At 32.1% G+C, this 23,430-nt stretch carries 13 protein-coding genes; 3 read left to right on the forward strand and 10 right to left on the reverse strand.

The window, feature by feature from the left end; genetic code table 11:
- Window positions 1–11 precede the first annotated feature (11 nt).
- The 7 genes from ABXT64_RS02100 to lpdA all read right to left on the reverse strand — a co-directional run bounded on the left by ABXT64_RS02100 (window position 12) and on the right by lpdA (window position 14,302).
- Entirely contained in the window at window positions 12–3,143 is a 3,132-nt protein-coding gene (locus tag ABXT64_RS02100; protein WP_443633735.1) for a glycosidase, read from the reverse strand.
- A 294-nt stretch (window positions 3,144–3,437) separates the two neighbouring features.
- Complete coding sequence (locus tag ABXT64_RS02105; RefSeq protein WP_443633736.1) at window positions 3,438–6,263, reverse strand: triple tyrosine motif-containing protein; 2,826 nt, start codon at window positions 6,261–6,263, stop codon at window positions 3,438–3,440.
- Between the two features lie 486 nt (window positions 6,264–6,749).
- The gene (locus ABXT64_RS02110) at window positions 6,750–8,786 is read right to left on the reverse strand and encodes a cytochrome c biogenesis protein CcdA (RefSeq protein ID WP_443633737.1); all 2,037 of its coding nucleotides are present in this window, start codon (window positions 8,784–8,786) and stop codon (window positions 6,750–6,752) included.
- 1 nt (window position 8,787) lies between these two features.
- Complete coding sequence (gene tilS, locus ABXT64_RS02115; protein ID WP_443633738.1) at window positions 8,788–10,098, reverse strand: tRNA lysidine(34) synthetase TilS; 1,311 nt, start codon at window positions 10,096–10,098, stop codon at window positions 8,788–8,790.
- Window positions 10,099–10,247: 149 nt separating this feature from the next.
- A complete protein-coding gene (locus ABXT64_RS02120) occupies window positions 10,248–11,555 on the reverse strand; it encodes an anthranilate synthase component I family protein (RefSeq protein WP_443633739.1) in 1,308 nt (435 codons plus the stop codon).
- A gap of 131 nt (window positions 11,556–11,686) precedes the next feature.
- Window positions 11,687–12,607 carry a T9SS type A sorting domain-containing protein gene (locus tag ABXT64_RS02125; RefSeq protein WP_443633740.1) on the reverse strand — a complete coding sequence of 307 codons (921 nt, stop codon included), beginning with the start codon at window positions 12,605–12,607 and terminating at the stop codon, window positions 11,687–11,689.
- Window positions 12,608–12,895: 288 nt separating this feature from the next.
- The gene (gene lpdA / locus ABXT64_RS02130; protein WP_443633741.1) at window positions 12,896–14,302 is read right to left on the reverse strand and encodes a dihydrolipoyl dehydrogenase; all 1,407 of its coding nucleotides are present in this window, start codon (window positions 14,300–14,302) and stop codon (window positions 12,896–12,898) included.
- A gap of 207 nt (window positions 14,303–14,509) precedes the next feature.
- On the opposite strand from lpdA, the gene ABXT64_RS02135 reads away from it, so the two are divergent.
- Window positions 14,510–16,066 (forward strand): NAD(P)/FAD-dependent oxidoreductase, encoded by a 1,557-nt coding sequence (locus tag ABXT64_RS02135; protein WP_443633742.1) that lies wholly within the window; start codon window positions 14,510–14,512, stop codon window positions 16,064–16,066.
- Here the strand turns inward: ABXT64_RS02135 and ABXT64_RS02140 are convergent, their stop codons facing one another.
- Both ABXT64_RS02140 and ABXT64_RS02145 read right to left on the reverse strand, forming a co-directional pair.
- Complete coding sequence (locus ABXT64_RS02140; RefSeq protein WP_443633743.1) at window positions 16,067–16,705, reverse strand: CPBP family intramembrane glutamic endopeptidase; 639 nt, start codon at window positions 16,703–16,705, stop codon at window positions 16,067–16,069.
- An 88-nt stretch (window positions 16,706–16,793) separates the two neighbouring features.
- Window positions 16,794–17,255 (reverse strand): Lrp/AsnC family transcriptional regulator, encoded by a 462-nt coding sequence (locus ABXT64_RS02145; RefSeq protein WP_443633744.1) that lies wholly within the window; start codon window positions 17,253–17,255, stop codon window positions 16,794–16,796.
- 160 nt (window positions 17,256–17,415) lie between these two features.
- Between ABXT64_RS02145 and ABXT64_RS02150 the strand changes: the two genes are divergently transcribed.
- The gene (locus ABXT64_RS02150) at window positions 17,416–18,636 is read left to right on the forward strand and encodes an aminotransferase class I/II-fold pyridoxal phosphate-dependent enzyme (protein WP_443633745.1); all 1,221 of its coding nucleotides are present in this window, start codon (window positions 17,416–17,418) and stop codon (window positions 18,634–18,636) included.
- Between the two features lie 147 nt (window positions 18,637–18,783).
- On the opposite strand, the gene ABXT64_RS02155 is transcribed toward ABXT64_RS02150, so the two are convergent.
- Window positions 18,784–21,726 carry a GEVED domain-containing protein gene (locus tag ABXT64_RS02155; protein WP_443633746.1) on the reverse strand — a complete coding sequence of 981 codons (2,943 nt, stop codon included), beginning with the start codon at window positions 21,724–21,726 and terminating at the stop codon, window positions 18,784–18,786.
- 231 nt (window positions 21,727–21,957) lie between these two features.
- On the opposite strand from ABXT64_RS02155, the gene nhaC reads away from it, so the two are divergent.
- Window positions 21,958–23,430 carry a Na+/H+ antiporter NhaC gene (gene nhaC, locus ABXT64_RS02160; RefSeq protein WP_443633747.1) on the forward strand — a complete coding sequence of 491 codons (1,473 nt, stop codon included), beginning with the start codon at window positions 21,958–21,960 and terminating at the stop codon, window positions 23,428–23,430.

Here is a 23,430-nt window from a genome sequence, read left to right on the forward strand (position 1 = left end):
TTTCTTAATTTTTATTTTCCTATGTTGATATGGATGTATGTTCTTATTTCCCATTCGGAACCGTTATCAAATCCAACGGGACTTATGATAGGTGATGGAGCAAACTCAATTGCTTCATTAGGGCTATATCGTGGAGAATATTGATTCAATGAACGCCATGTTCCACGTATTCCAATTCTAGTATTTGGCAAAATAAACCAATCTGGTTTCCCTATACTTGTTGACAAATCCAACATTAATTGTACTGGGTATGTTAAGTTGAAATCACGGTGATAATCAAATGGTCCCCAATCATTTATCTTGAATGAGTGTACTAACTTAATTTTATTATAGATCAATCTAATGTCACCTCCAACACGTTTTATCAGTCGTTCATCGCTACCATTTGCCTGACCGTTACCTGCATAAAGATTTGCAATAACACCTAGGTCTGGACTAATTTTAGAAACAATACGCGTATGAGCCTCCCAGATATCTTCTGCAGGGGCCGCATTAGGAAATGCAAACTGTGTACGATCTGCTAAAAATCCGATAGCTGCATCTTGAGCCGTTGGATGATGGCGATAAATAAAGCCTAAATTAAAGGCAAACTTTGCATCTTCAGCGCGGTCATTGTCCCATTCATACATCCATGTTCCAGGAGTTGGATCGTATGTGATTAATAATTCACCTGCTGTTGTTTCTCTATTTGATCTTACAGCAAATGGATCGTCAACAATATTTCTAAGTCTTCCTGGTGCTTGCACATCATTTGGCATGGCATCTACAATTGGCTTTTGCCACATGAAGTTCGGTGCAATTTGAAAATCACCAAAAGTATAAGTAAACCCAGTAAGGAAATTAGTTTGGTTACCACTTCCAGTATCCAAAAGTTTCCAACCGGTAAATGTTCTTGTTTGATCAGAACCCCCATTGGCAACCAAGCCTTGGGCAGCTCCTTGTGCATACCATTTAAATCGTCCTCCTAGATATGTAATTTTTGCTTTTCCTCCCCAATTATCTTTAGAGGAAATCTTATCGTTGAAAATTGTGTAGTTCCCAGATTCGCCTTTAGCTACTTGAAACTCTCTTCCGTTTAATGGTTCACCTGCCCATATACCACCAATTTCTATTCCTAGTTTTCCGAATTTTCTACCTATATGAATTGTAGCTTTACGAGATCTTGGTGTTGGTACAGCAAATGTACTTAGGCCTTCACCTTGAGAATCAATATCGTCCTGATAAATTGCAGAGACATCATAATGACCTAAATTTTTGCTATATTTTAAGAGGACTGCTGGATTTGCTCCCCACCATAATTGAGACCCAAAAGCTGCTTTTAAGCCCTTTAATGATTTCTTCCCGTCAATTTCAAATCCATTAATCTCACCTTGGTAAATATCTAGATTTGGGCCATAATTTGCTTCTCTATACAATCCGAAAAAATCCCCTTCATAACCCCAATGATAATGACCTGTACGATAGAAACCTCTTAAATCGAAGTCTTTAGCATTCCATTCGAACTCTGCATTATAGACTTGTACTCTATTAGGGTCTGTAATATTTACATTCCCATCGTCTGAATTCACAGAAAAAGATCGTCCTCTATTCTCATAAAATATCTCATCAATAGGATTCTGAGCTACATTCCCTATAACATTAAAGTTGACATTGGCACGCATATTAGGTGCGGGATTTCCTTCCACTCCTATGAAATAGGATTGCAAATGATCAAAACCTAATTGGTTTGGATACACAACATTATTAGGATCGGCATTATTAGGTGTGGTCAATAAACTTCCACCAGTATTAAAAGTTGTGAACTCAGCCCTTAATTGACTAATCCCAATTTTCTTATTATCACCCATAGCAGCTTTATCGCCTCGGGCTCTTAAAACGCCATCCATTAAATTAATATTGGAAAAAAAGTCGGTAACAAAATCAGACGTCATTCCTTCATCATAAGGATTTAATTGATGTGCTTCTTTTAAAGTGTAGTATGCAGCTCTTGGATATAAGGTATAAAGACCACGTTCGTTTGTTGGGCCTTTGGCGCAAACACCAAACCATTCTTCATTCATGTTATTTTCACCAGGTGCTAAATCAAGAGCATAACCTCCATTAGGCCAAGATGCATTATTATCATGTACATCTAGGTTTTTAGTTTGACCAAATTTCCACCAGCCATCACTAAATTGAAAGGTGAAACCACCTATTGCATTTTCTGCTTTTCCTAATCCCGCTGCATTTTCATAAATATCTTTCCAGTTATTTACCATATAATAGGCTTGATTTCTTTGGTTTTCTGCATTTTCAGTAGTGCTAAATGCATCTGCACCAAATTCTGTCATCATAATTGGCATATCTAACTTTTCTTTGACCGTTGCAAAAGCATCGGTAAAAGTCTTTCCACGATACATGTTCGTACCATAGATGTCAATATCTTTACATTCTTCAGCAACAATATCTATAAATAATACATCACCATTACAGATAGCAACAGGTTTAGAAGAAGAAGTAATCTCTTTTATTTTAAGAGCTGCTTGGTTCATAAGTTTATACATAGGTCTTCCGCGTTTTTCACCTACTTCTTTTCTTTTTTCATCTTCATCTGGAAAAGCTTCTGTTTCTGCACCTGCCCAAAACAAACCGTAGTTGTTTTCATTTCCTAATAAAAACATTAACAATCCTGGCGTGTTTTTAAATTCTTCTGCCAATGCTGTAACTTCAGCCATTAGAATATCTTGTGTTGCTTGATCTCTGTATTCGGTAACTGGGGTCCACACACCATCAATCGTAAGCCCATACCTACCAAATGGATGATTAACCATAGTATAAATACCATAGTTTTCATAAATATATTGAACCCATTTAGGTTGTACACCATTATACATTCTAACAGCATTAACACCCATATTTTTCAAAAGACCCATTTCAGCATCTAATGCAGCTTTAATAAAATCGTCTGACTGGGTCCATAAACTGTAAGAATAATTGGTTCCAATTGGAAAGTAATCCCAGTTCATACCATTAATCATAAAATCTTCACCATTTACTTGTAGTTTCATCCCTGAAGGATCTGATTTTACTGAAACTTTATTTTGTTGTGAAAACATGACACTCACAAATAAGAAAAGAGCTATTCTCAAAAGGTTGTTCCTCATAGTATTGTTATTTAAGGTTGATCTTAATTGGTTCTAAATTTTACAAAAAGATATTTTAATACATAAAACCGATGAAAGTAAAAATACCATTCAAAATTGTGAATTTGACAATTTTAACCGCTACAAAAAACATACACTTTAAAAAAATTACCTAAATATTAGCAAAACAGCATATTTATTAATGAAAACAAGACAATTATGGATTAAACTAGGTTTAAATAATTAACCGAAAGAATGACTTATCACCTATATGTTGTGGTAATGTATAGTTAAAATACTCTCTTTTTGTGGCTCCTATAATTCAAGTATGTACCCTGTAAGGCTAGTTTCGTGCTCTAAGTTCATTTTTTTTCGCAAGCGATATCGTTTCACTTCGACACTTCTAACTGATATGTTCAGTAATGGCGCTATTTCCTTTGAAGATAAATTAAGCCTTAAATAAGCACAAAGTCTTAAGTCATTTGAGGTTAGTGATGTATGTTTTGACTTAATCTTTTTAAGAAAATCTTTATCAGCATTATTAAATGCTTCTTCAAAAAGCTCCCAATCATTCGTATTATTTATATTTTTATCAATGATTTTAATAACCGTATTTAAATCTTTATCCGAGTCAATTTTTTTAAGCTTTTCTTTAATATTACTTAAGAATTCATTCTTTTTGATTAGACTCATTGTAGAAATCGCTAATTCTCTATTCTTATTTTCTATATCTAGAAGTAAGGTATCGTTTTTAAAATTGACATGCTGCTGTTCATTCTCAAGCTCCTTCAATTCTAAATCCCTTTGTGTTTGCCTTAGTAATTTTTTTCGTTGCTTCTTGTAATAACTTCTATACACTAAATGAATTATTATTATCATCAATAATCCGGCAACCACATATAATAAGATAAAGATATTACTCAAATACCACGGTTTTTCAATCGTAAACGAATACTCAGCTGTATTGTTTGTTTCTGAATTACCTATTTGACCTCTTACTTTAAACGTATAACTCCCTTGAGGTAAATTTTCAAAGAGATGTGAATGACCTGTAGACCAATCACTCCAATTAGTTTGATATCCTTCAAGCTGATATTGATATCTTTTTTCTGAATATTTAAAATACTCTGGAATGCTATATGATACATAAAAATTATTGGTTTTGTTATCAAAATTACCTTCTTCTCTTTTATTAACCCATTTAAGATCTAAACCTAAATTTCCCGCCTTTATGGTATTAATTGAAATGAAATAATCTTTTGATTTAAATTGTGAAATATCAATTATGATATAGCCATTAGACGTTCCAATTAGGTACTCATCGTCAAACAAATGTGTTATATTCTCATAACCATTCATGCTATTAATTTGATTATCCGGCAAGGCAATTTTAATTAATTCTGGAGTATCACTTAAAGAGCCTGAATCTAAATAGGATAAATTATTTTTAGTAAAACTCCACAGCTTATTCGATTGATCATATATTAATTTTCCTGACACATACTCTATATTATCATATAGTTGTGATACTATGGAATCTTTAATGAAGGTGTTTTGTTGTGCCGTATATTTATAAACACCCGTATTATTTGCATAATAAATTTGCCCATAATATTTCAACAAACTTGAATTAAGACCTTTTTCAAACTCAACTTGTTTATCAAGCTTTATCACTTTAGTGTAGGCATCATCAAATTGAATTTTAAAAACACCTTTATATTCGTGACTAGCAAATATGGTTTTCTCATCAAAAAACTCAAAGTACCTAGATGAAATATCAAATCCAGCTATGCTGTTTCTTAGTACCCATTGACTGTCTTTTTTTTCCAAAATATTAAGACCATCATAATTCCCTTGAAGAATCAAATTTGGTCTATTCGGAATTGATTTTACAATCCATGTACCTTGAACTTTCGCTATATGTATTGCTTCGTTATTTTTAATAATATAAGTTCCGTTATCATGACCACAAAATAGTTCACCATTAATTTCGGTTAAACTCCAGACTTGACCATTGGATCCGTTTATGAGTTTAAATTCGTCATTACTAATAACTGGCTTATAAAATAGCCCTTGATTTGTTCCTAAATAAATTTGATCATTATAAATTGTAGATGCATATACCGTTCCTAATTTTCCTGAAGAATCGTAATAAATTTTGTAGGGTGAATAGCTATTAATAAAATCTATTCCATTATCTAATCCTAACCATATGTTTTTATCTATGTCCTGAAAAACTGACAATACCGTATTGTTTTGTAATCCTTTTTGTTGATTAATATCATATATAAAATCTCCATTTGAATCTAACATAACGATGCCATTTGATATGGTTCCAATCAAAATATTTGAATCATTTAATTTTTTAGCACTATAAATGGTAGAGGCTGTTAACTCTTGATTAGCATTAATATTCCATTGACTTAATTCATTATTGCTATACAAGAAAAAGCCTTTTTTAGCCGTTAATAGTAAAATACCAGATTCATGGTTAAACATATTAACGATGCGAGCAGTATTTATTTGTGGGTCATTTATTACGTGTACAGCCAATCCATTTTCTATCTTGAATACGCCTCTGTCAAACTCTTGAAAATAGACGTCTTCATCAATATTATACATTTTAGTAATTGATGTTTTTGATTGGATAATATTGAATGTCTCTGTTTTTGTATCATAAACATAAATTCTATCTAAAGACTGGAATAAAACCCATTGTTTAATATTTACAATTTTCCAAAAATGCTCATCTTCTTTTAAATTAGATACATCTTTTGAAAGCGAGTTATAAATAAGCTGACCAAAATCATCTTTTACCCAATAACCAAACTCCATATAACAGCCTGTATAAATTCTATCACCAACAACATGAACCGATCGCATTATAGTTTGGTTGGGTGAATCATACAACTGCCATTCAGCTCCATTATATTCTAAAAGGCCTTTACTATTGGCTACATATATAAACTTATCTAATGATTGTGATATTGCCCAATTTTGGTTATCAGCATCGTAAATTTCAGGCGTGAAATTTTCAATTGGAGGTAGTTCTTGAGCATAAATGTTACCAAACATTACAGCCATAATTAAAAACAATATTTGAAATATGTTTTTTATATAAATTGAAAATTCTTTAATCATACATGCAATATACAAAGATTGTATGGTTAAAAATAATAGAGCAAAAAGCCTATACAATATTAAATTTCATGATAAATCATATCTTTCTTTTAGAATAAAAAGCAATCAGTTGTTTATCAATATGTTTTCAGCATATATAAACGAAGATATTGTTTCGCAATCCATCTACATGAGTCTGGTATAGATTTAAGACACCTTTAATTAATTTAAGAACAGTGTTAAGAAAACACGAGAAGTTTACACACATACTGTAAAAGAAGTTTTATATCTATTAATAATTACGTATAAACACTTAATTATACGTATTTATACGTATAGCTTACTGTTATTTTCAAATGTATATTTGTTGTTGTTAATTTATTTGAAATAGTTTTTTTTGTGGGGATAAAAAGTTCTATTTCAATTTAAGTTTTTTTATTATAGTTTTAGATAAATTAACTTAAGATTTGAATAAAATGTCCTACTCTTCTTTAGTAGGACATTTTTTTATTTATAACTTTCTATACCTGATTTCAACCATTTAGTATACTCTTCTACATTTGGAGTATACCCAACTGGATCTATAAGGTTATTTTCATCTAAATCTATTAGTACATAGTAAGGTTGTGCATTGGCTTTATAACGAGAAATTTGAAAGTCACTCCATTTGTTTCCTATACTTCTAATTCTTTTCCCTGTAGTTTCACTTGTGTATTGTTCCTCTTCAGGTAATTTTCTTTTGTCATCAACATATAGGGAAATTAAAACAACGTCTTTTTGCAGCATTTTTAAAACCTTTGGATTTACCCAAACATTGTCTTCCATTTTTCTACAATTAACACAAGCGTGTCCAGTAAAGTCAATCAATACTGGTTTTTTCACATTCTTTGCATATTCTATGCCTGTAAAATAATTATCAAAGGCAACAATACCATTTGGCAATAATTTTGCTCCATCTGGAATTTCAAAATCTACACTACTTGACCCTCCTGTTTTTGTGAAACCAACTCCATAGGGTGATTCGCTATAATGCATTGGTGGCGGAAAACCGCTAATTAATTTTAATGGTGCTCCCCATAAGCCAGGAATTAAATACACTGTAAATGTCAATACAACAAGCCCCATACATAACCTACCTACAGAGATTCTATTGTCATCACTATCATGTGGTAATTTTATTTTTCCGAAGAGATACAATGCTAAAACTCCAAATACAGCAATCCATATTGCTAAAAACACTTCTCTTTCAAACCAATGTAATTGTAATACAAGATCTGCGTTCGATAAAAATTTGAAAGCTAATGCTAATTCTAAAAACCCTAGAAATACTTTTACAGTATTTAGCCATCCACCACTTTTAGGTAAAGAATTCATCCAACCAGGGAACATTGCAAATAATGCAAATGGAAGTGCTATTGCTAATGAAAACCCAAACATCCCTATTATAGGAGCAATTCCACCTTTTGAAGCAGATTCAACTAATAAGGTACCTACAATAGGACCTGTGCAAGAAAATGATACAATTGCTAATGCTAATGCCATAAAAAAGATCCCTATAAGTCCTCCTCTATTTGCTTGACTATCTACTTTATTTGCCCAAGATTGCGGCAACGTAATTTCAAAAGCCCCCATAAAGGATACTGCAAAAACAACAAGTAGTATGAAAAATATAATATTAAACCAGACATTAGTTGACAAGGCATTTAGTGAATCTGCTCCAAAAACACCCGTTATAACAGATCCTAATAATACATATATTACAATGATAAAGATTCCATAAAAAATAGCATTTCTAATCCCTTGAGATTTGCTTTTACTTTGTTTGGTAAAAAAGCTAACAGTAAGTGGAATCATTGGAAACACACAAGGTGTCAACAATGCTGCAAATCCAGAGAGAAAAGCAATAAAGAAAATAGTCCAAAGCCCTTTTGATTTGGTTTCTTTTTCGGATTCCTCAACTTCACTATTATCTACTTTACCCGAATTTGCTGGATCTACAACTCCTGTATAGGCATCAAAATCATCGTAGTTGTCTATAAATTTTACTCTATTATTTGCTATATCAAAAACCACATAGTATTCTTCATTTAAACAGACCTCTTTACAAACCTGATAATAAAGTATGGCTTTAATTACTTTAGGAGCTGGATTATTTAACTTAACAACTTGCCAAACTTTTCCTTCATCCTTAAAGAATATTTCATCAAAACCCCAAGTTTTACTGTACTTACGATGAGTTTCACTTTCTTCTAAAACCCCATCTAATATAAATTCTTCATCTGCTTTTTTAAACTCTATATAAAAAGGGATTGGGCCCATTCCACCTTCATTTGGGGTGTGTTGAGAATATATGTGCCAATCTTTTTCGATTTCTGCTGAAAGTGATAATTCATAGGAATTTCCTTCAATATTATTAATTGCACCTTCCCAAGAAACTGGGTTTTTAAGTTGAGATTTTTCTTCTAGACTTAATGTGGTCAAACCCTGTGCTGAGGATAAAAACACATTTCCCAATAAACAAATTAGTAGAAATATTTTTTTCATGTTAATTTTCTAATAAAGCAATTTTTAATATTTCATTGGTATTATCGTCTGTTTTAAATCGATCATCTAAGCGCATTCCAACCACCCAAACGATTTCATTTTCACTACATAACAACCAAATTTTTTCTTTAGCGACCAAAGATAACTTTTCATCTTTAAAAAGCTTACTCAATTTCTTTTTTCCTTTCATTCCGAAGGGGTAAAAAGCATCACCTTCTTTCCAATGTCTTAATTCTAAAGGAAAACTAATCTTATCTCTATCTAAATAAACGGTGTTTTCATGAGTCTCTATTATCTTATTTACCTTACTAAAAACAAGATGAAATGGAAAATAAATCTCTTCTGTTCCTTCCTTCACAACAACTTCACTAATTTCCTCTAAATTAATTTCAGCAAGAATTAATACTTCCCGATTTTTTATTAAACGATGTGTTTTTGAAAAAATTTGCTTTCCTGTTTGAGCAGATAATAATTCTGAAATATCATTCCAAGCATTAAAACCAAATGGGAATAATAATTCATACAACAAACCATCAGTATTTGGCAGGCTTTTAAGTTGATTCACATTAAAATGATATTCATTATTTACTTGAGTAATCACTAAATTTTTGATTAGAGTCATATAATCATCTATCAGATTTTGACTCATTCTTAAATTTTTCTGTGTTGTTTTAAAATTATTTAAAACCCTACTGTCGATTTCTTTATAGTTTGGTATAACATCTAATCGTAATTTATTTCTTAAATAATCTCTACTTGCATTACTACTATCTTCTCTCCAATTTAAATTTTTACGCTCTGCAAATTGAAGGATTTCTTCTCTAGAAAAATTTAATAGCGGCCTTACAATTGAATTAATGATAGACGGAATACCATCTAAACCTCTGATTCCTGTCCCTCTAGATAAATTAATGAAAAATGTTTCTAAATCGTCATCAAGGTGATGACCCGTTAAAATATAATCATATAAATTTTCATCTTTTAACTCATTAAACCAGTGATATCGTAAATTTCTAGCTGCTACTTGGGTTGAAACTTTATGTTCAGCAGCATATTTTTTTGTTTCAAACGTTTTAATGAAAATTGGAATTGATAATTTATCTGCCAATTGATTCACAAAAGTTTCGTCTTCATCGCTTTCTAAACCTCGAAGTGAGAAATTACAATGTGCTAATGATATATTATAATTTAGCTCTTTCATGAGTCGAGACAGCACCACACTATCTAAGCCCCCACTGCATGCAATGAGTAATTTTTTTCCTTCTAAAAAAGGGAAATCTTTAATGATATGTTTATTGAATTCGTGAAGCATAGTCAAATATACATTAAGCGGATATAAAATTATAATATCTTATGTTCATATTTATTGATTTCATAATTCATACTTCGTCAAGCTCAGCACAGGCATGTTGTTCTCTATTCACCTATTTCATTTGGCAATAAATAGTTAGCATGCTCATTTCAACGTTCTAAAACTTCTCGCATTGCTTTAGCTTTTAGCAAACATTCTTCATATTCGTTTTCAGGAATAGATTTCGCAGTAATTGCGCCTCCTACTGAATAACTTACATATTTATGCGCTGCATTATATAGAATAGACCTAATAATAACATTAAAATCGAAATTGCCTTCTGGAGTAAAATAACCAATAGCTCCACTATAGAGGCCTCGTTTAGCATCTTCTTGTTCTTCCATAATTTTCATTGCAGAAATCTTTGGAGCCCCAGTCATACTCCCCATTGGAAAAGTTTCCTTAATTATTTTTACTGGTGATAATTCAGAAGAAACCTCACAGCTTATCGTAGAAATCATTTGATGAACTTGTTCAAAGGTGTATACTTTACATAATTCTTCAACCTGTACACTTCCTTTGTTCGCAAAACGCGACAAATCATTTCTGACCAAATCTGTAATCATAATATTTTCACTCCGCTCTTTTGGATCTTTACTTAATCTATCTTTTAACAATTCATCTTCTACTAAATCTGCATCTCTTTTTGCGGTTCCTTTTATGGGTTGAGAAATCACTTTAGAGCCCCATTTACTGATATAGCGCTCAGGTGAAGCTGACATTGCGAAATGATCATCAAATTTTAAATAGGTTGCAAATGGCGGTTTCGATAATTCATTTAAATGTACATATGTTTTTAAAGGATCTAAGCTTACATTTTCTGAATAAAACTCTTGACAAAAATTAGCTTCATAAATATCGCCTCTTTGAATATGATTCATTATCTGATCTAATTTCTCGAAATATGAATCTTTTGAGGTGCGTAACTGTATTTTTATTGATGAATTTTCTTCTGAATAATTTTGATTTGAATTAGTGTTTAAAATATCCTTCCAATCTTCTTCAATCTCATCTGCAACAAAGTTTAAATACAAAATCTCTACTTCCTCTTCCGTAAATAAAAACAGTTTCTTTGGTTGAAAAAAGAGCAAATCTGGAAAATGCAAGCCATCAAAATTTGTTGATCTTAAATTTTCAATATCATTTTTAAGATCGTAGGTTAAATATCCAAACAACCAATCTTTTGTTGTTTGTTGGTATTCTTCAAGCTTTTCAAAGGCATTAAATACATCTGTTTTTATTGAAGTTATAGCATCAACTGCAAGTATGGCTTTATACTTAGAATACTTGTTATTCAAGATAACATTATCATGATTTGAGTCCAACCAAATCACCTCATTAAATTGTTGTGCCCAGCTTAATAGTTGTTGCTTAAAACTATCGGTTAAGGAAATCTTATATTTATTTTTAACCCTCATTAATTAATAGAAAATAATAATTTTTGAGTAAATATATTGTAATCTGAAAAGCCCTCCTAAATATTAGGATATAATTAAAAAAAGTGCCCCAAACTAATGAAGCACTTTTCCCCTATTATATTAGAAAATAATTATTTCCTAATAAATTTTTGCACACTTTTTTCTTTTTCATAAAGTACTTCTATAAAATAGAGCCCACTTGATAAATGTGATACATCAATTTCGCTTAATTCTGAAACATTTTTAATAAGAATTCCTTGTAATGAATATATATTAACTTCATCTATGTTACTTTCTGAAACAATTGTAATAACATTATCTGAAGGATTTGGATATACTGAAAATTCAAAAGCAGCATTATCATTGACTCCTGCAATAGGTTCTAATACAAAGAAATCATTTATATAGTTAAAAGTATCTATATAATATTCATTGTAAGGTGTAATTGAGAAATAATCAACTCCTCCAAGGCTTGTAGGAGTTTCTCCAGCTTCATTTCTGAAATATGTGCCTTCAGGAATCACAATTACATTATCAACAGACATTCCCCAAGTAGCAAACCCTACTCCTTTCAATAAATCAAAATTCATTGCAACACGAAACCATTCATCGTGTGGAAAATTGAAATTAACATCGCCTAAAATAGTATCATCTATTAATCCAACTCCAGGACTAGCAAGATCTTGGTTAAAAAAGAAGTTACCGACAATCCATTCACCAGCATTTACAGGAACTTCCCCTTGTAAATTCCAATAGGCTTCAGCTCCAGAAGGGACATACATATAAAATTCAAGCCCCCAAGTATCAAAAATTTTATTTCCAAGATCTAATATAACATCTGTGGTACCATCGTTAGGGATATATCCAGAATATTCTCCCTCATGCCCAGCTCCTGGCCCAACAATAAAAGGGCAATCTGAACCTCTGTCCCAACATCCCCACCAAGGACCATATGGAGGACCGTCAGGATATTCCATATCGTCAACAAACTGTGCATTTACATTTACGCTACTTAAAAGTAACATCGCCATTAAAAAGTAAATAGTTTTCATAACCTAAAAGTTAAGTTGATAAAAGAATCACTAAAAATGAACGACTTCCTCAACTTTAACCTCTATAAAGTTTTTGCAAAAACAACTACATTTAAAACAAAAAGCCTTTCATTTAAAGTGATTTCACATGTAAGATAAGAATACATATTCATAAAAAAGCTATGATTAAATGAACGCTATTGTATTTTGTATAAACGTAGTAGTATTTTATTTAAACGTAAAATAAAGGTATTAAAAAAGCCACCTGAATCTATCAGATGGCTTTATAAATAACAATATTATAGGTTACTAAGTATGTAAAGGTCTATTGCCTGTAGCAGCTAAAGCAGCTTCTTTCATAGCTTCTGCATAGGTTGGATGAGCATGACTCATTCTAGAAATATCTTCAGCACTAGCTCTAAATTCCATCGCTGTAACAGCTTCTGCAATTAAATCGGCTACACGTGCTCCCACCATATGTACTCCTAATACTTCATCCGTAGTTGCATCACTTAGAATTTTCACAAATCCATCGGTATCTCCACTCGCTCTTGCTCTTCCTAATGCTTTCATTGGAAATTGCCCCGCTTTATAACTAACACCCATTTCAATAAGTTGTTCTTCCGTTTTACCTACGGAAGCAACTTCTGGCCATGTATATACAACACCTGGAATTAAATTATAATCGATATGTGGTTTTTGACCTGCAATTATTTCCGCAACAAAAACACCTTCTTCTTCCGCTTTATGTGCTAACATCGCTCCTTTTATAACATCTCCAATCCCATATATGTTAGATACATTTGTTTGTAAATGTTCGTTTACATCAATTTGTCCTCTTTCATTTACTTTAACTCCTGCTTTTTCAATTGATAATCCACTTGTAAATGCTTTTCTACCTACAGAAACCAAACAATAATCACCAGATAAAGATACTTCTTCATCTTTCTTATTGGTTGCAGTTACAGTAACCTCATCACCACTTCTTGAAACATTTGATACTTTATGAGAAAGGAAAAACTTCACTCCTTGTTTCTTTAACACCTTCGTAAGTTCTTTACTTTGTGCTTTATCCATGGTAGGAATAATTCGGTCCATATACTCGATAACAGAAACCTCAGCGCCTAATCTTCTATATACTTGTCCTAATTCTAAACCAATAACACCACCACCAATCACTAACATGTGTTTAGGGATTTCTTTTAATTTTAAAGCTTCCGTTGAAGTAATTACACGCTCTTTATCTAAGGTAATAAAAGGCAATGTTGAAGGCTTACTTCCTGTAGCAATAATAATATTCTTTGCTTCAATAGTTTCAGAATCTCCTTCAGTTAAATCAATATCTATATGAGTTGCATCCTTAAAAGAACCCAATCCATGATATACATCAATTTTATTTTTTTTCATTAAGAAATCAATTCCTCCTGTAGTTTGCTCTACTACTTTATCTTTTCGAGCAATCATCTTTTCAAGATTTACTTTTATTTCGCCAGGAATTTCAATACCATGTGCTGAAAAATGCTTCACTGCATCATCGTAATGATGAGAAGAATCTAACAAAGCTTTACTTGGAATACAACCTACATTTAAGCAAGTACCACCTAAGGTATTATACTTTTCTATTAAAGCGGTTTTCATTCCTAGTTGTGCGCAACGAATTGCGGCAACATATCCTCCAGGTCCTGAGCCAATAATGGCTACATCGTATGAATTCATAATGTATATTTTATTTTGCGACTACAAATGTAATTAATTGTATGTTGAATTCAGAATAAGACTTCAGAGAATTATAAGAAATTAAAGAAAACCGTGGTTACTGGCAACTTCTTCATTTTATGAATTTTAAAACCCTTTCTATTTGTCTGTTTTAATAATGATCACTTACGACCATTATGCTTGAATAAATTTACCTAATTTTGCAATATGATTAAAGAGATTCAGCTTCGAGTACCAATTTCAGAAGAAAAACATGAAGGCATTTTACTAAAAAAAGCTGCACATGTACTTCGGATTGATACAAAAACTATTTCTGGAGTGAAAGTACTTCGGAAATCTATTGATGCACGAAAAGCTAAAATTATTTTTAATTATAAGGTTGCGGTATACATCAAAGAGAAATTACCAGAAACTTCTACCTATTCTTTTCAGTATAAAGATGTTTCAAAAGCAAAAGCCGTTCATATCATTGGTTTTGGACCCGCAGGAATGTATGCAGCTTTGCGCTGTATTGAACTCGGATTTAAACCTGTAGTGTTAGAACGAGGTAAAAATGTGCGGGACAGGCGTCGTGACTTAAAGTCAATTAATCAAGATCATTTTGTAAATGAAGATTCTAATTATTGCTTTGGTGAAGGAGGTGCTGGCACCTATTCTGACGGAAAATTGTATACCCGTAGTTTAAAAAGAGGTGATGTTAGACGTGTTTTTGAAAACTTGGTATATCATGGTGCTACCGAACAAATTTTAATAGACGCACATCCACATATTGGAACTAATAAGCTTCCAAAAGTGGTTCAAAACATTCGTGAAACGATTTTAAATCATGGTGGAGAAATTCATTTTGAAAGTCGAGTTACCGATTTTGTTATTAAAAACAACCAAATAAAAGCTATCAGGTTAAAAGATGAAACTGAAATCCCTGTAAATCGAATTATTTTAGCCACAGGGCATTCGGCTAGAGATATCTATTATTTATTACATAAAAAAGAAATTGCTTTAGAAGCAAAATCATTTGCAATGGGAGTTCGTGTAGAACATCCGCAACATATTATTGATTCAATACAATACCATTGCAAAGGAAAAAGAGATGAGTTATTACCTGCTGCTTCCTATAGTTTGGTACAACAAGTAAAAGACCGTGGAGTATATTCTTTTTGTATGTGTCCAGGTGGATTTATAGTTCCTTCTGCTACTACAAATGGGGAAATTGTTGTCAATGGAATGTCGCCTTCAAAAAGGAATAATTTGTATGCAAATTCGGGTATTGTAGTTGAAATCGATGTACATAAAGACCTTCCAAAATACAATCATTTTGGAGCATTAAAAGGATTAGAATACCAAAAAAATCTAGAGAAATTAGCCTTTACTGCAGGAGGCCGAACGCAAACAGCTCCAGCACAACGTTTAACAGACTTCGTAGCGGGAAATCTTTCAAATAGTTTGAATGACTCTTCCTATCAACCTGGTTTAAAATCGGCTCCATTACATTCATTATTGCCAAAATTAATTGGAGGAAGATTGCGTGCCGGGTTTTCAGAATTTGGAAAAAAAATGAACGGTTATTATACGGAAGAAGCTAATGTTATTGGTGTAGAATCTCGAACTTCTTCACCTGTAAGTATCCCGAGAAAAGATAACCTAGAGCACCCACAAATTGAAGGTCTTTTTCCTTGTGGTGAAGGTGGAGGTTATGCAGGTGGAATTGTTTCAGCAGCAATGGATGGGGAACGCTGTGCCGAATCTGCCATTATTGGATTATAATTAACAACTTTCCGCTCCTGGAAAAGCAAGCATCTCTCCCATTCCAACGGTAAATAACCAATTACCATACAAAGCATGTTCCATACTTGCAAGAAATGTTGATTTTGTTTTGTGATACGTATAAGCAAAAAGTAAACCTCCAATAAAAGTTAATACAATGACTAAGGTATTTTTAAAAAATAAATGTGCCAAAGAAAATAAGATCGCATTAATGAATATAAATAATTTTTTATTCTGAAATAGAGACTCATAACGAGCAAAAAAGAAAGTGCGATAAATAATTTCCTGTGGCCATACAGAAAGTAAGGTATATACCCCAAGAATCGCAATCCACAATAAGGGTTTATTAAGTACTACACAGAATAATTTATTTGAGTCTATAATAAAGACATACAGTGTTGTAGTTAGAATAACACCTAAAAAAAGCAGGAGTATCCGTTTCCAAAACGCCTTCCAATCAATACTGCTTTTTACTTTAAATGAAATTTTTTCAACCCTTAAAAGTATGATTGAAATATAAATAAATCCTATGAGTATAAATGAAGCTTTTAATGCTATAGGATAAGTAATCACTAAACTAATAGGAAGTAAAACAAAGAGTAGAAAAAGTTCAGTTGCTAAGTAATAGTTACTTTTCATGTGTTTATACTTATTGTTTATTAAAGGTCAGATGCTGTTCGTTATTAATAATTCCGAGGGTGATAAAGTTTTTAACCTGCTCATTTCATTATATTAAAGATAAGGCGGTTGTATGTTTTACTTCATTAATCATAAAAGTGCTATGGGTGCTTCCAATATGACTTATTGTTGTTAATTTTTTTACCATAAATTCTCTAAAGGCTTCCATGTCTTTCACAATTACTTTAAGTAAATAGTCATAATCACCACTAATATGATAACATTCTAATACCTCATTTAATTTAGCTACATCTTTTTCAAATTTAATTACATAATCTTTAGAGTGTTGCATCAACTTTATATGACAAAAAGCAACAAAGCTTAAATTAACTTTCGTTTTATCTAACAAACATACATTCTTTTGGATAATACCTAAACGTTCCAACTTTTTTATGCGTTCATACACAGCAGTAACAGATAGATTTAACTTCGCTGAAAGCTCTTTATTTGTTTGTTTACTATCTTCCTGAAGGAAGCCCAATAATTTTTTATCAATACCATCTAAAACCATGTTTGAAAATTTTTCTAAATGAATTTTAATTTAAAGCAATGTATAGATTATTTATTTACATATATTGTTTTTTATAGTTTTATTTTCTATTTTAAGCAATAACTATTGATTTTATATCTATTATATTGTAATCTTGATGTATTCAAATAAACAAAAAAATATGAAATTTAAGCCAGCAAACAACATACAAGATTTACAATATTTTGGAGAATTTGGAGGAGTAAATCCTTCTATATCAGACTCATCTACTTATACGTTTTTATCAGCTAAAACGATGTTCGATACTTTCGAAGGAAATGCTGATGGATGCTACCTATATTCTAGACACACAACACCAAGTAATTTATACCTTGGGGAGGCATTAGCAGCTATGGAAGGAACGGAGACAGCAAATGTTGCTGCTAGTGGAATGGGCGCAATAACTCCAGCTATATTACAAATTTGTGGAGCTGGTGATCATGTAATTTCTAGTAGAACTATATATGGTGGAACCTATGCTTTTTTAAAGAATTTCACTCCGAAATTAAATATACAAACTTCATTTGTAGATATTACTAAACTTGATTTGGTTGAGGCAGCAATTACTGAAAACACAAAAATTATTTTTTGTGAAACTGTTAGTAACCCTCTTTTAGAAGTTGCCGATATTACAGGTTTAGCTGCACTTGCAAAAAAGTATGATTTAAAGTTATTAGTTGACAACACATTTTCTCCTCTATCTATTTCACCTGCAGTTTTAGGAGCTGACATTGTATTACATAGTTTAACTAAGTTTATAAATGGAAGTAGTGATACCATGGGTGGTGTTGTTTGTGGAACACAAGAATTTATTGATTCGCTTCGTAGTGTAAATGACGGCGCTTCTATGTTATTAGGTTCTTCAATGGATAGTATGAGAGCTGCCTCTATTTTAAAGAATATGCGAACGCTTCATATTCGTATGAAACAACACAGTAAAAATGCACATTTTTTAGCTGAAAGATTTGAATCCTTAGGATTAAAAACAGTCTACCCTGGATTAGAATCTCATCCAAGTCATGAATTGTTTAAAAGCATGATGAATGAAGAATACGGATTTGGTGGAATGTTAACTATCGATGTAGGTAGCATTGACAAAGCCAATGAATTAATGGAATTGATGCAACATGAAAATTTAGGATATTTGGCTGTGAGTTTAGGCTTCTATAAAACCTTATTTAGCGCCCCTGGATCTTCCACATCTAGTGAAATCCCAGAAGAGGAACAAAAAGAAATGGGCCTAAGTGATGGATTAATTCGGTTCTCTATAGGATTAGATAATGACATTGAACGCACATTCCAAGTGATGTTAAATTGTATGCAAAAATTAAATATATTAGAAAAAGAAGCTATTACTGTCTAATTATTTCTTTTAGAATAGTTTCCGCTTTTATAGATTCATTTTATAGAGCTTTTAATCAAAGACAAAATAAAAAAACCTGCAAATGTAAATTTGCAGGTTTTTAAAATTTTAAACAATAATGTTTAAAATAGTTTTATAACTTTTAAATTATTTAACAATAATTCGTGCTGTTTTAAAAGAAGTTGTTCCTTGTCCACCAACTCTAATAAGGTATACACCACTAGACATACTTGACATGTCTATATTCATTTTATAAGCATTTTCGATACGTGGAACTCTTTTAGTGAATCCTACATCTTGTCCTAATACATTATAAATAGCTAAGAATACACCATCAGTATAATCTGTATTTAAAATTACTTCAAATCTATCGTTTGGTAATGTTGTAACAATTAATTCAGAATTACTTATTTGATTATCTGCAACACCAAAAGTTCCTATGTTAGCTGTGTAATCTTCAGTTTCTCCAAAAGAAATTTCTTCACAAGCATCATCATTTGTGATTGTTCCAGTACCATTTGCTCTTGCTCTCATTACGTGTTCTCCAACGGCAGCGTCTCCTGGAATAACTAAATCTATTGTTTCCGTATAACTTCCACTACCTTCACCTGCTGCGAATAAATAGTTATCAACTAAGGCTTCATTAGCAGTAAATATCATATCGTCATTAAAATCAATCCATACACTCATGTATTGATTTCCATAATCAGAAGAGATTGTTAATGTATTTGTACTTCCTTGTGATAAATTTGCAATTTGACTTGTAAAGTCGCTATATCCATCTTCTCCACATCCTGAAGCATTATTTATTCCACCTACTTCAAATAATGTAAATCCATGTCCTACTGTGCAATTAGAAGTTGGTTGACACAATAAATTTTCAACTACCACAGAAACCTCATCATTTGCTGGAAATTGATCTCCAGATAATAATGTTTTTGCAGTTAAGCTATAAGAACCAACATCGCTTAAATCTACCGTTTGACTAAAACTAAAGTTTGATTCTTCATCAAATGCTACAGAACCAGTAAAAGATTGAGTTACTGGAGTATCACCATCTAAGCTATACTGTACATTGAAATTAGATTGAGTTTGAGCACCGTAATTTTTAACTTTTATAGTTACTGTTTCAGCACCTAAATCAGATGCTGTTTGAGGAGAAATAATAAAACTTACTCCTACATCATTATTTAATAAATGCATCACATCTTTTGTGAATCCATTATTAGGATTATAACCATCTCCACCTAAAGTTGTTCTAGCATCAATTGCATAGGTTTGACCCGCTGTAGATAAATTCACAGATTGTGAAAATTGATATGTCACTATTTCATTTGAATTTATAGTTCCTGAAAATGTTTCAGAAGCTACAAGGCTTCCATCAACTCTAAGTTCAACAGGCACATTTGTTATTGGGTCTGGACTAAAGTTTCTAATACTAACTTCTACAGTTTCTGAGCCACTTAAAACTCCATCTTCAGGAGATGTTATAGCAACTACTCCTACGTCATTAGCAAAGGGTCCAAATATTCTAAAAGATGCAATTTGTGTTCTCCAGAAGTTGTTTGACGCAAAATAATCTCCAGTATACCAAAAAGTAAAGTTATCTGGATCCATAGTCATGTGAGAATAATCTCCATATCTATTTGTATTTGTACGTACACCAGGGCCATTAATAATTATTGTTTCCGCAACTGTCATTGTTCCAAGTGGATCTCCATCAAAACGTCCAGTATATCTTAATGAAACAGGTAAATTAACGCTTGCTGTTGTATATGCCATTGCAATATTTCCTTCAGCATCTATAGCAGCACTACTCATTACACGACTATGTCCATCTGCAATTGAATAGGTACCTTCTTGATAAATTTCCCAAGGGTTACTATCATCATTTCTTAATTCTATCCATCTAATTCCACCAGTCTCGGCAGCATCAATAAAAGTATTGAAGGTAATTAACCAAGAATTATGTGTATCAAATTGTCTATAATTTGCAGCAAAAGATATAATACCTCCATGTCCTGCAAGTCTACGACTTGTATTAGGTTGTCTAATAGCACCATTGCCATCGCCAAAAATTTCTCCGGCATCAAAAGCATCTGTAGGAATTTCAAGTGGATCTGAAATAGTAGAATTCCCTACTACATTCCAATCCATGTTAATTTCCCAAATTTTTAAATGATCATAAGTAATTGCCGCAGCCCAACCATCATCTTGTTGGTACGTAATGTATCCTGGAGACTCAGGATCATAATCAGTTCCTAAAAGGTTTGCTGGTTCAGCACTTTTAACACCAAGTGGATTACTTACAACACCTGGTAAATCAAACAATACAAATTTAGGTGATGCTGCTCCATCAAGCATTGCATCACGTTCCATAACAAAAGCAGCTGTTTTGTTTAGACCTGCATAATTTGCAGTCCCATAATAACCATCATGCCATATACCGTAATGAGGATAATCAGGAAAAGCTCCCATATCGAATTGCCAAACATTATAAGCACCTGTTGGATCATTTGTTTCAGAAACCCCGATAGCTAAACCAAGATCTGCTCCTAATGCACCAAATTCACTTACAAACCAACGATCTGCTAATTGATCATACATTACAATTGGATCTCCATTATTTGAAGGAATTCCTAGAAAAGTAGATAAATTTACAGGTCCTACTAAAAGGGTTCCTGTTTTACTAAATATTTTAACCAATGAGTTTACTGAATGTACATAATGATTTGGACCTACAGCTCCTGTAGGATCTGGGGGTAAAAATCCAGATTCATTTTGAGAAGCTCCAATAAAGTTTTGTTCTATTGGCATTGCTACTATAGATCCTGGTTCTGTTTGTAAATTAGGAATGATAGTTTCTGATGTTGTTGTGTTTTCTTCAAAACTTACATTTGCATGGTGAGGTACCACAATCATATCATCAGTATCATCAAAAATTTCTGTCATAACAGGAAAATCTCTTAATGGTGCAGTTTTACCAATAAAGGTTCCTGTAATTGTTTCGGTTGGCGAATACGTTTCTTGCGCAAATAAGCTTGTACTTACTATTGCAAATAAAACGAATAAAAGGTGTCTTTTTTTCATAGTTTTTTTAAAAAAATTTTATTCAGCAAGATATTATTTTCTTTCTACATTTAAAAAATTATTTACTTAAACTATTATTTTTATAATTTATATAAGATATATCTTACTTTCTTCTTAATTGAAATTAGAAATTTATTGAAAAAATTGCCCTTATTTTTTTTATTTTGTTTGAAATTGATATTTGCAAACTTCTATTCAAAATCGTAACATTACAAAACCAAAAAAACTCATATGCAAGAGAATAATCTTTCAGAATTTGAAATTGAAGATCAAAAAATAATTGAAAACGTTGAATTAAACATCTGGGAAGCATTAATTCCTGTGGTTATTTTAATGGCTATGTTAGCATATAATATTTTCTTTGTAGAAGGGCAAGAATGGTTGGGCGGGTATACCAATCAATTAATTTTATTAATGGGTGGTGGCGTTGCTGCTATCGTTGGATTTTTTAATAAAGTTTCTTTAAAAGTGATGTTTCTAGAAGTTATTGAAAATATAAAAAGTGTTTTTGTTCCAATAATGATATTATTTTTAGTGGGTGCATTAGCAGGAACTTGGCTAGTAAGTGGTATTATTCCTGCCATGGTTTATTATGGATTACAAGTTTTAAATCCTGCTATATTTTTACCTGCATGTGTAGTTATTGCTGCCATCATTTCGGTAGCTACAGGGAGTTCGTGGACTACCTCAGCAACGGTAGGTATTGCGTTAATTGGTATTGGAGAAGCCTTGGGCATTTCACTTGGAATGGTCGCAGGAGCTGTAATTTCTGGAGCTTACTTTGGAGATAAAATGTCTCCGTTAAGTGATACAACCAACCTTGCACCAGCTATGGCAGGAACCGATTTATTTACCCATATACGCTATATGGCTATAACTACAGTACCAACAATAATAATAACATTAATCGTATTTTCAATCATTAGTTTAAATCTAGAAACAACTGGTAATGCAGATGTTAGTGGCCTTTTAGAAACTATTAATAATACATTTAATATTACACCTTGGTTATTTGTAGTACCACTTGTGGTAATTGCTTTAATCCTTACCAAAACAAAACCTTTAATTGCCTTAGGTACAGGAGTGCTTTTAGCTGCCGTTTTTGCAATGGTATTTCAATCTGATGTTTTGAGTACTTTATCTGAATCTAATATGAAATCGATTTTCAATGCTATTTTTGTTGATACCGAAATTGTAACTGACAATGAAAAACTAAATGATTTGTTTACTGCAGGTGGGATGAAAGGAATGCTTTGGACTATCTATTTAATTGCATGTGCAATGGTATTTGGCGGTGTAATGGATGCTATTGGTGCTTTAGCTAGAATCACAAGAGCGCTATTATCTTTAGCAACCACTGTTTTTGGATTATTTGCAAGTACCGTATTTAGTTGTTTAGGTTTAAACGCTATTGCTAGTGATCAATATCTTGCCATTGTGATCCCTGGAAAAATGTTTAAAAAAGCGTTTGAGGATAAAGGTCTTGCACCAGAAAATTTAAGTAGAACATTAGAAGATTCAGGAACAGTTACTTCTGTTCTTATTCCTTGGAATACTTGTGGTGCATATCAATCGAGTGTTTTAGGCGTTAGTGTTGCCGATTATTTTGTGTACGCAATCTTTAATTGGCTAAGTCCTTTTACGACCTTATTCTTTGCTGCTTTAAATATAAAAATTAGACAACTTTCAGGTAAATCAGCTTAA

This window comes from Candidatus Marifrigoribacter sp. Uisw_064 (assembly GCF_047730175.1).
Classification (GTDB): domain Bacteria; phylum Bacteroidota; class Bacteroidia; order Flavobacteriales; family Flavobacteriaceae; genus Marifrigoribacter.

What these genes read in the sequence shown, in the direction of transcription:
- ABXT64_RS02100 (WP_443633735.1), bottom strand. Translation starts at nt 3,143, where the DNA reads ATGAGGAACAACCTTTTGAGAATAGCTCTTTTCTTATTTGTGAGTGTC.
- ABXT64_RS02105 (WP_443633736.1), bottom strand. Translation starts at nt 6,263, where the DNA reads ATGATTAAAGAATTTTCAATTTATATAAAAAACATATTTCAAATATTG.
- ABXT64_RS02110 (WP_443633737.1), bottom strand. Translation starts at nt 8,786, where the DNA reads ATGAAAAAAATATTTCTACTAATTTGTTTATTGGGAAATGTGTTTTTA.
- tilS (WP_443633738.1), bottom strand. Translation starts at nt 10,098, where the DNA reads ATGCTTCACGAATTCAATAAACATATCATTAAAGATTTCCCTTTTTTA.
- ABXT64_RS02120 (WP_443633739.1), bottom strand. Translation starts at nt 11,555, where the DNA reads ATGAGGGTTAAAAATAAATATAAGATTTCCTTAACCGATAGTTTTAAG.
- ABXT64_RS02125 (WP_443633740.1), bottom strand. Translation starts at nt 12,607, where the DNA reads ATGAAAACTATTTACTTTTTAATGGCGATGTTACTTTTAAGTAGCGTA.
- lpdA (WP_443633741.1), bottom strand. Translation starts at nt 14,302, where the DNA reads ATGAATTCATACGATGTAGCCATTATTGGCTCAGGACCTGGAGGATAT.
- ABXT64_RS02135 (WP_443633742.1), top strand. Translation starts at nt 14,510, where the DNA reads ATGATTAAAGAGATTCAGCTTCGAGTACCAATTTCAGAAGAAAAACAT.
- ABXT64_RS02140 (WP_443633743.1), bottom strand. Translation starts at nt 16,705, where the DNA reads ATGAAAAGTAACTATTACTTAGCAACTGAACTTTTTCTACTCTTTGTT.
- ABXT64_RS02145 (WP_443633744.1), bottom strand. Translation starts at nt 17,255, where the DNA reads ATGGTTTTAGATGGTATTGATAAAAAATTATTGGGCTTCCTTCAGGAA.
- ABXT64_RS02150 (WP_443633745.1), top strand. Translation starts at nt 17,416, where the DNA reads ATGAAATTTAAGCCAGCAAACAACATACAAGATTTACAATATTTTGGA.
- ABXT64_RS02155 (WP_443633746.1), bottom strand. Translation starts at nt 21,726, where the DNA reads ATGAAAAAAAGACACCTTTTATTCGTTTTATTTGCAATAGTAAGTACA.
- nhaC (WP_443633747.1), top strand. Translation starts at nt 21,958, where the DNA reads ATGCAAGAGAATAATCTTTCAGAATTTGAAATTGAAGATCAAAAAATA.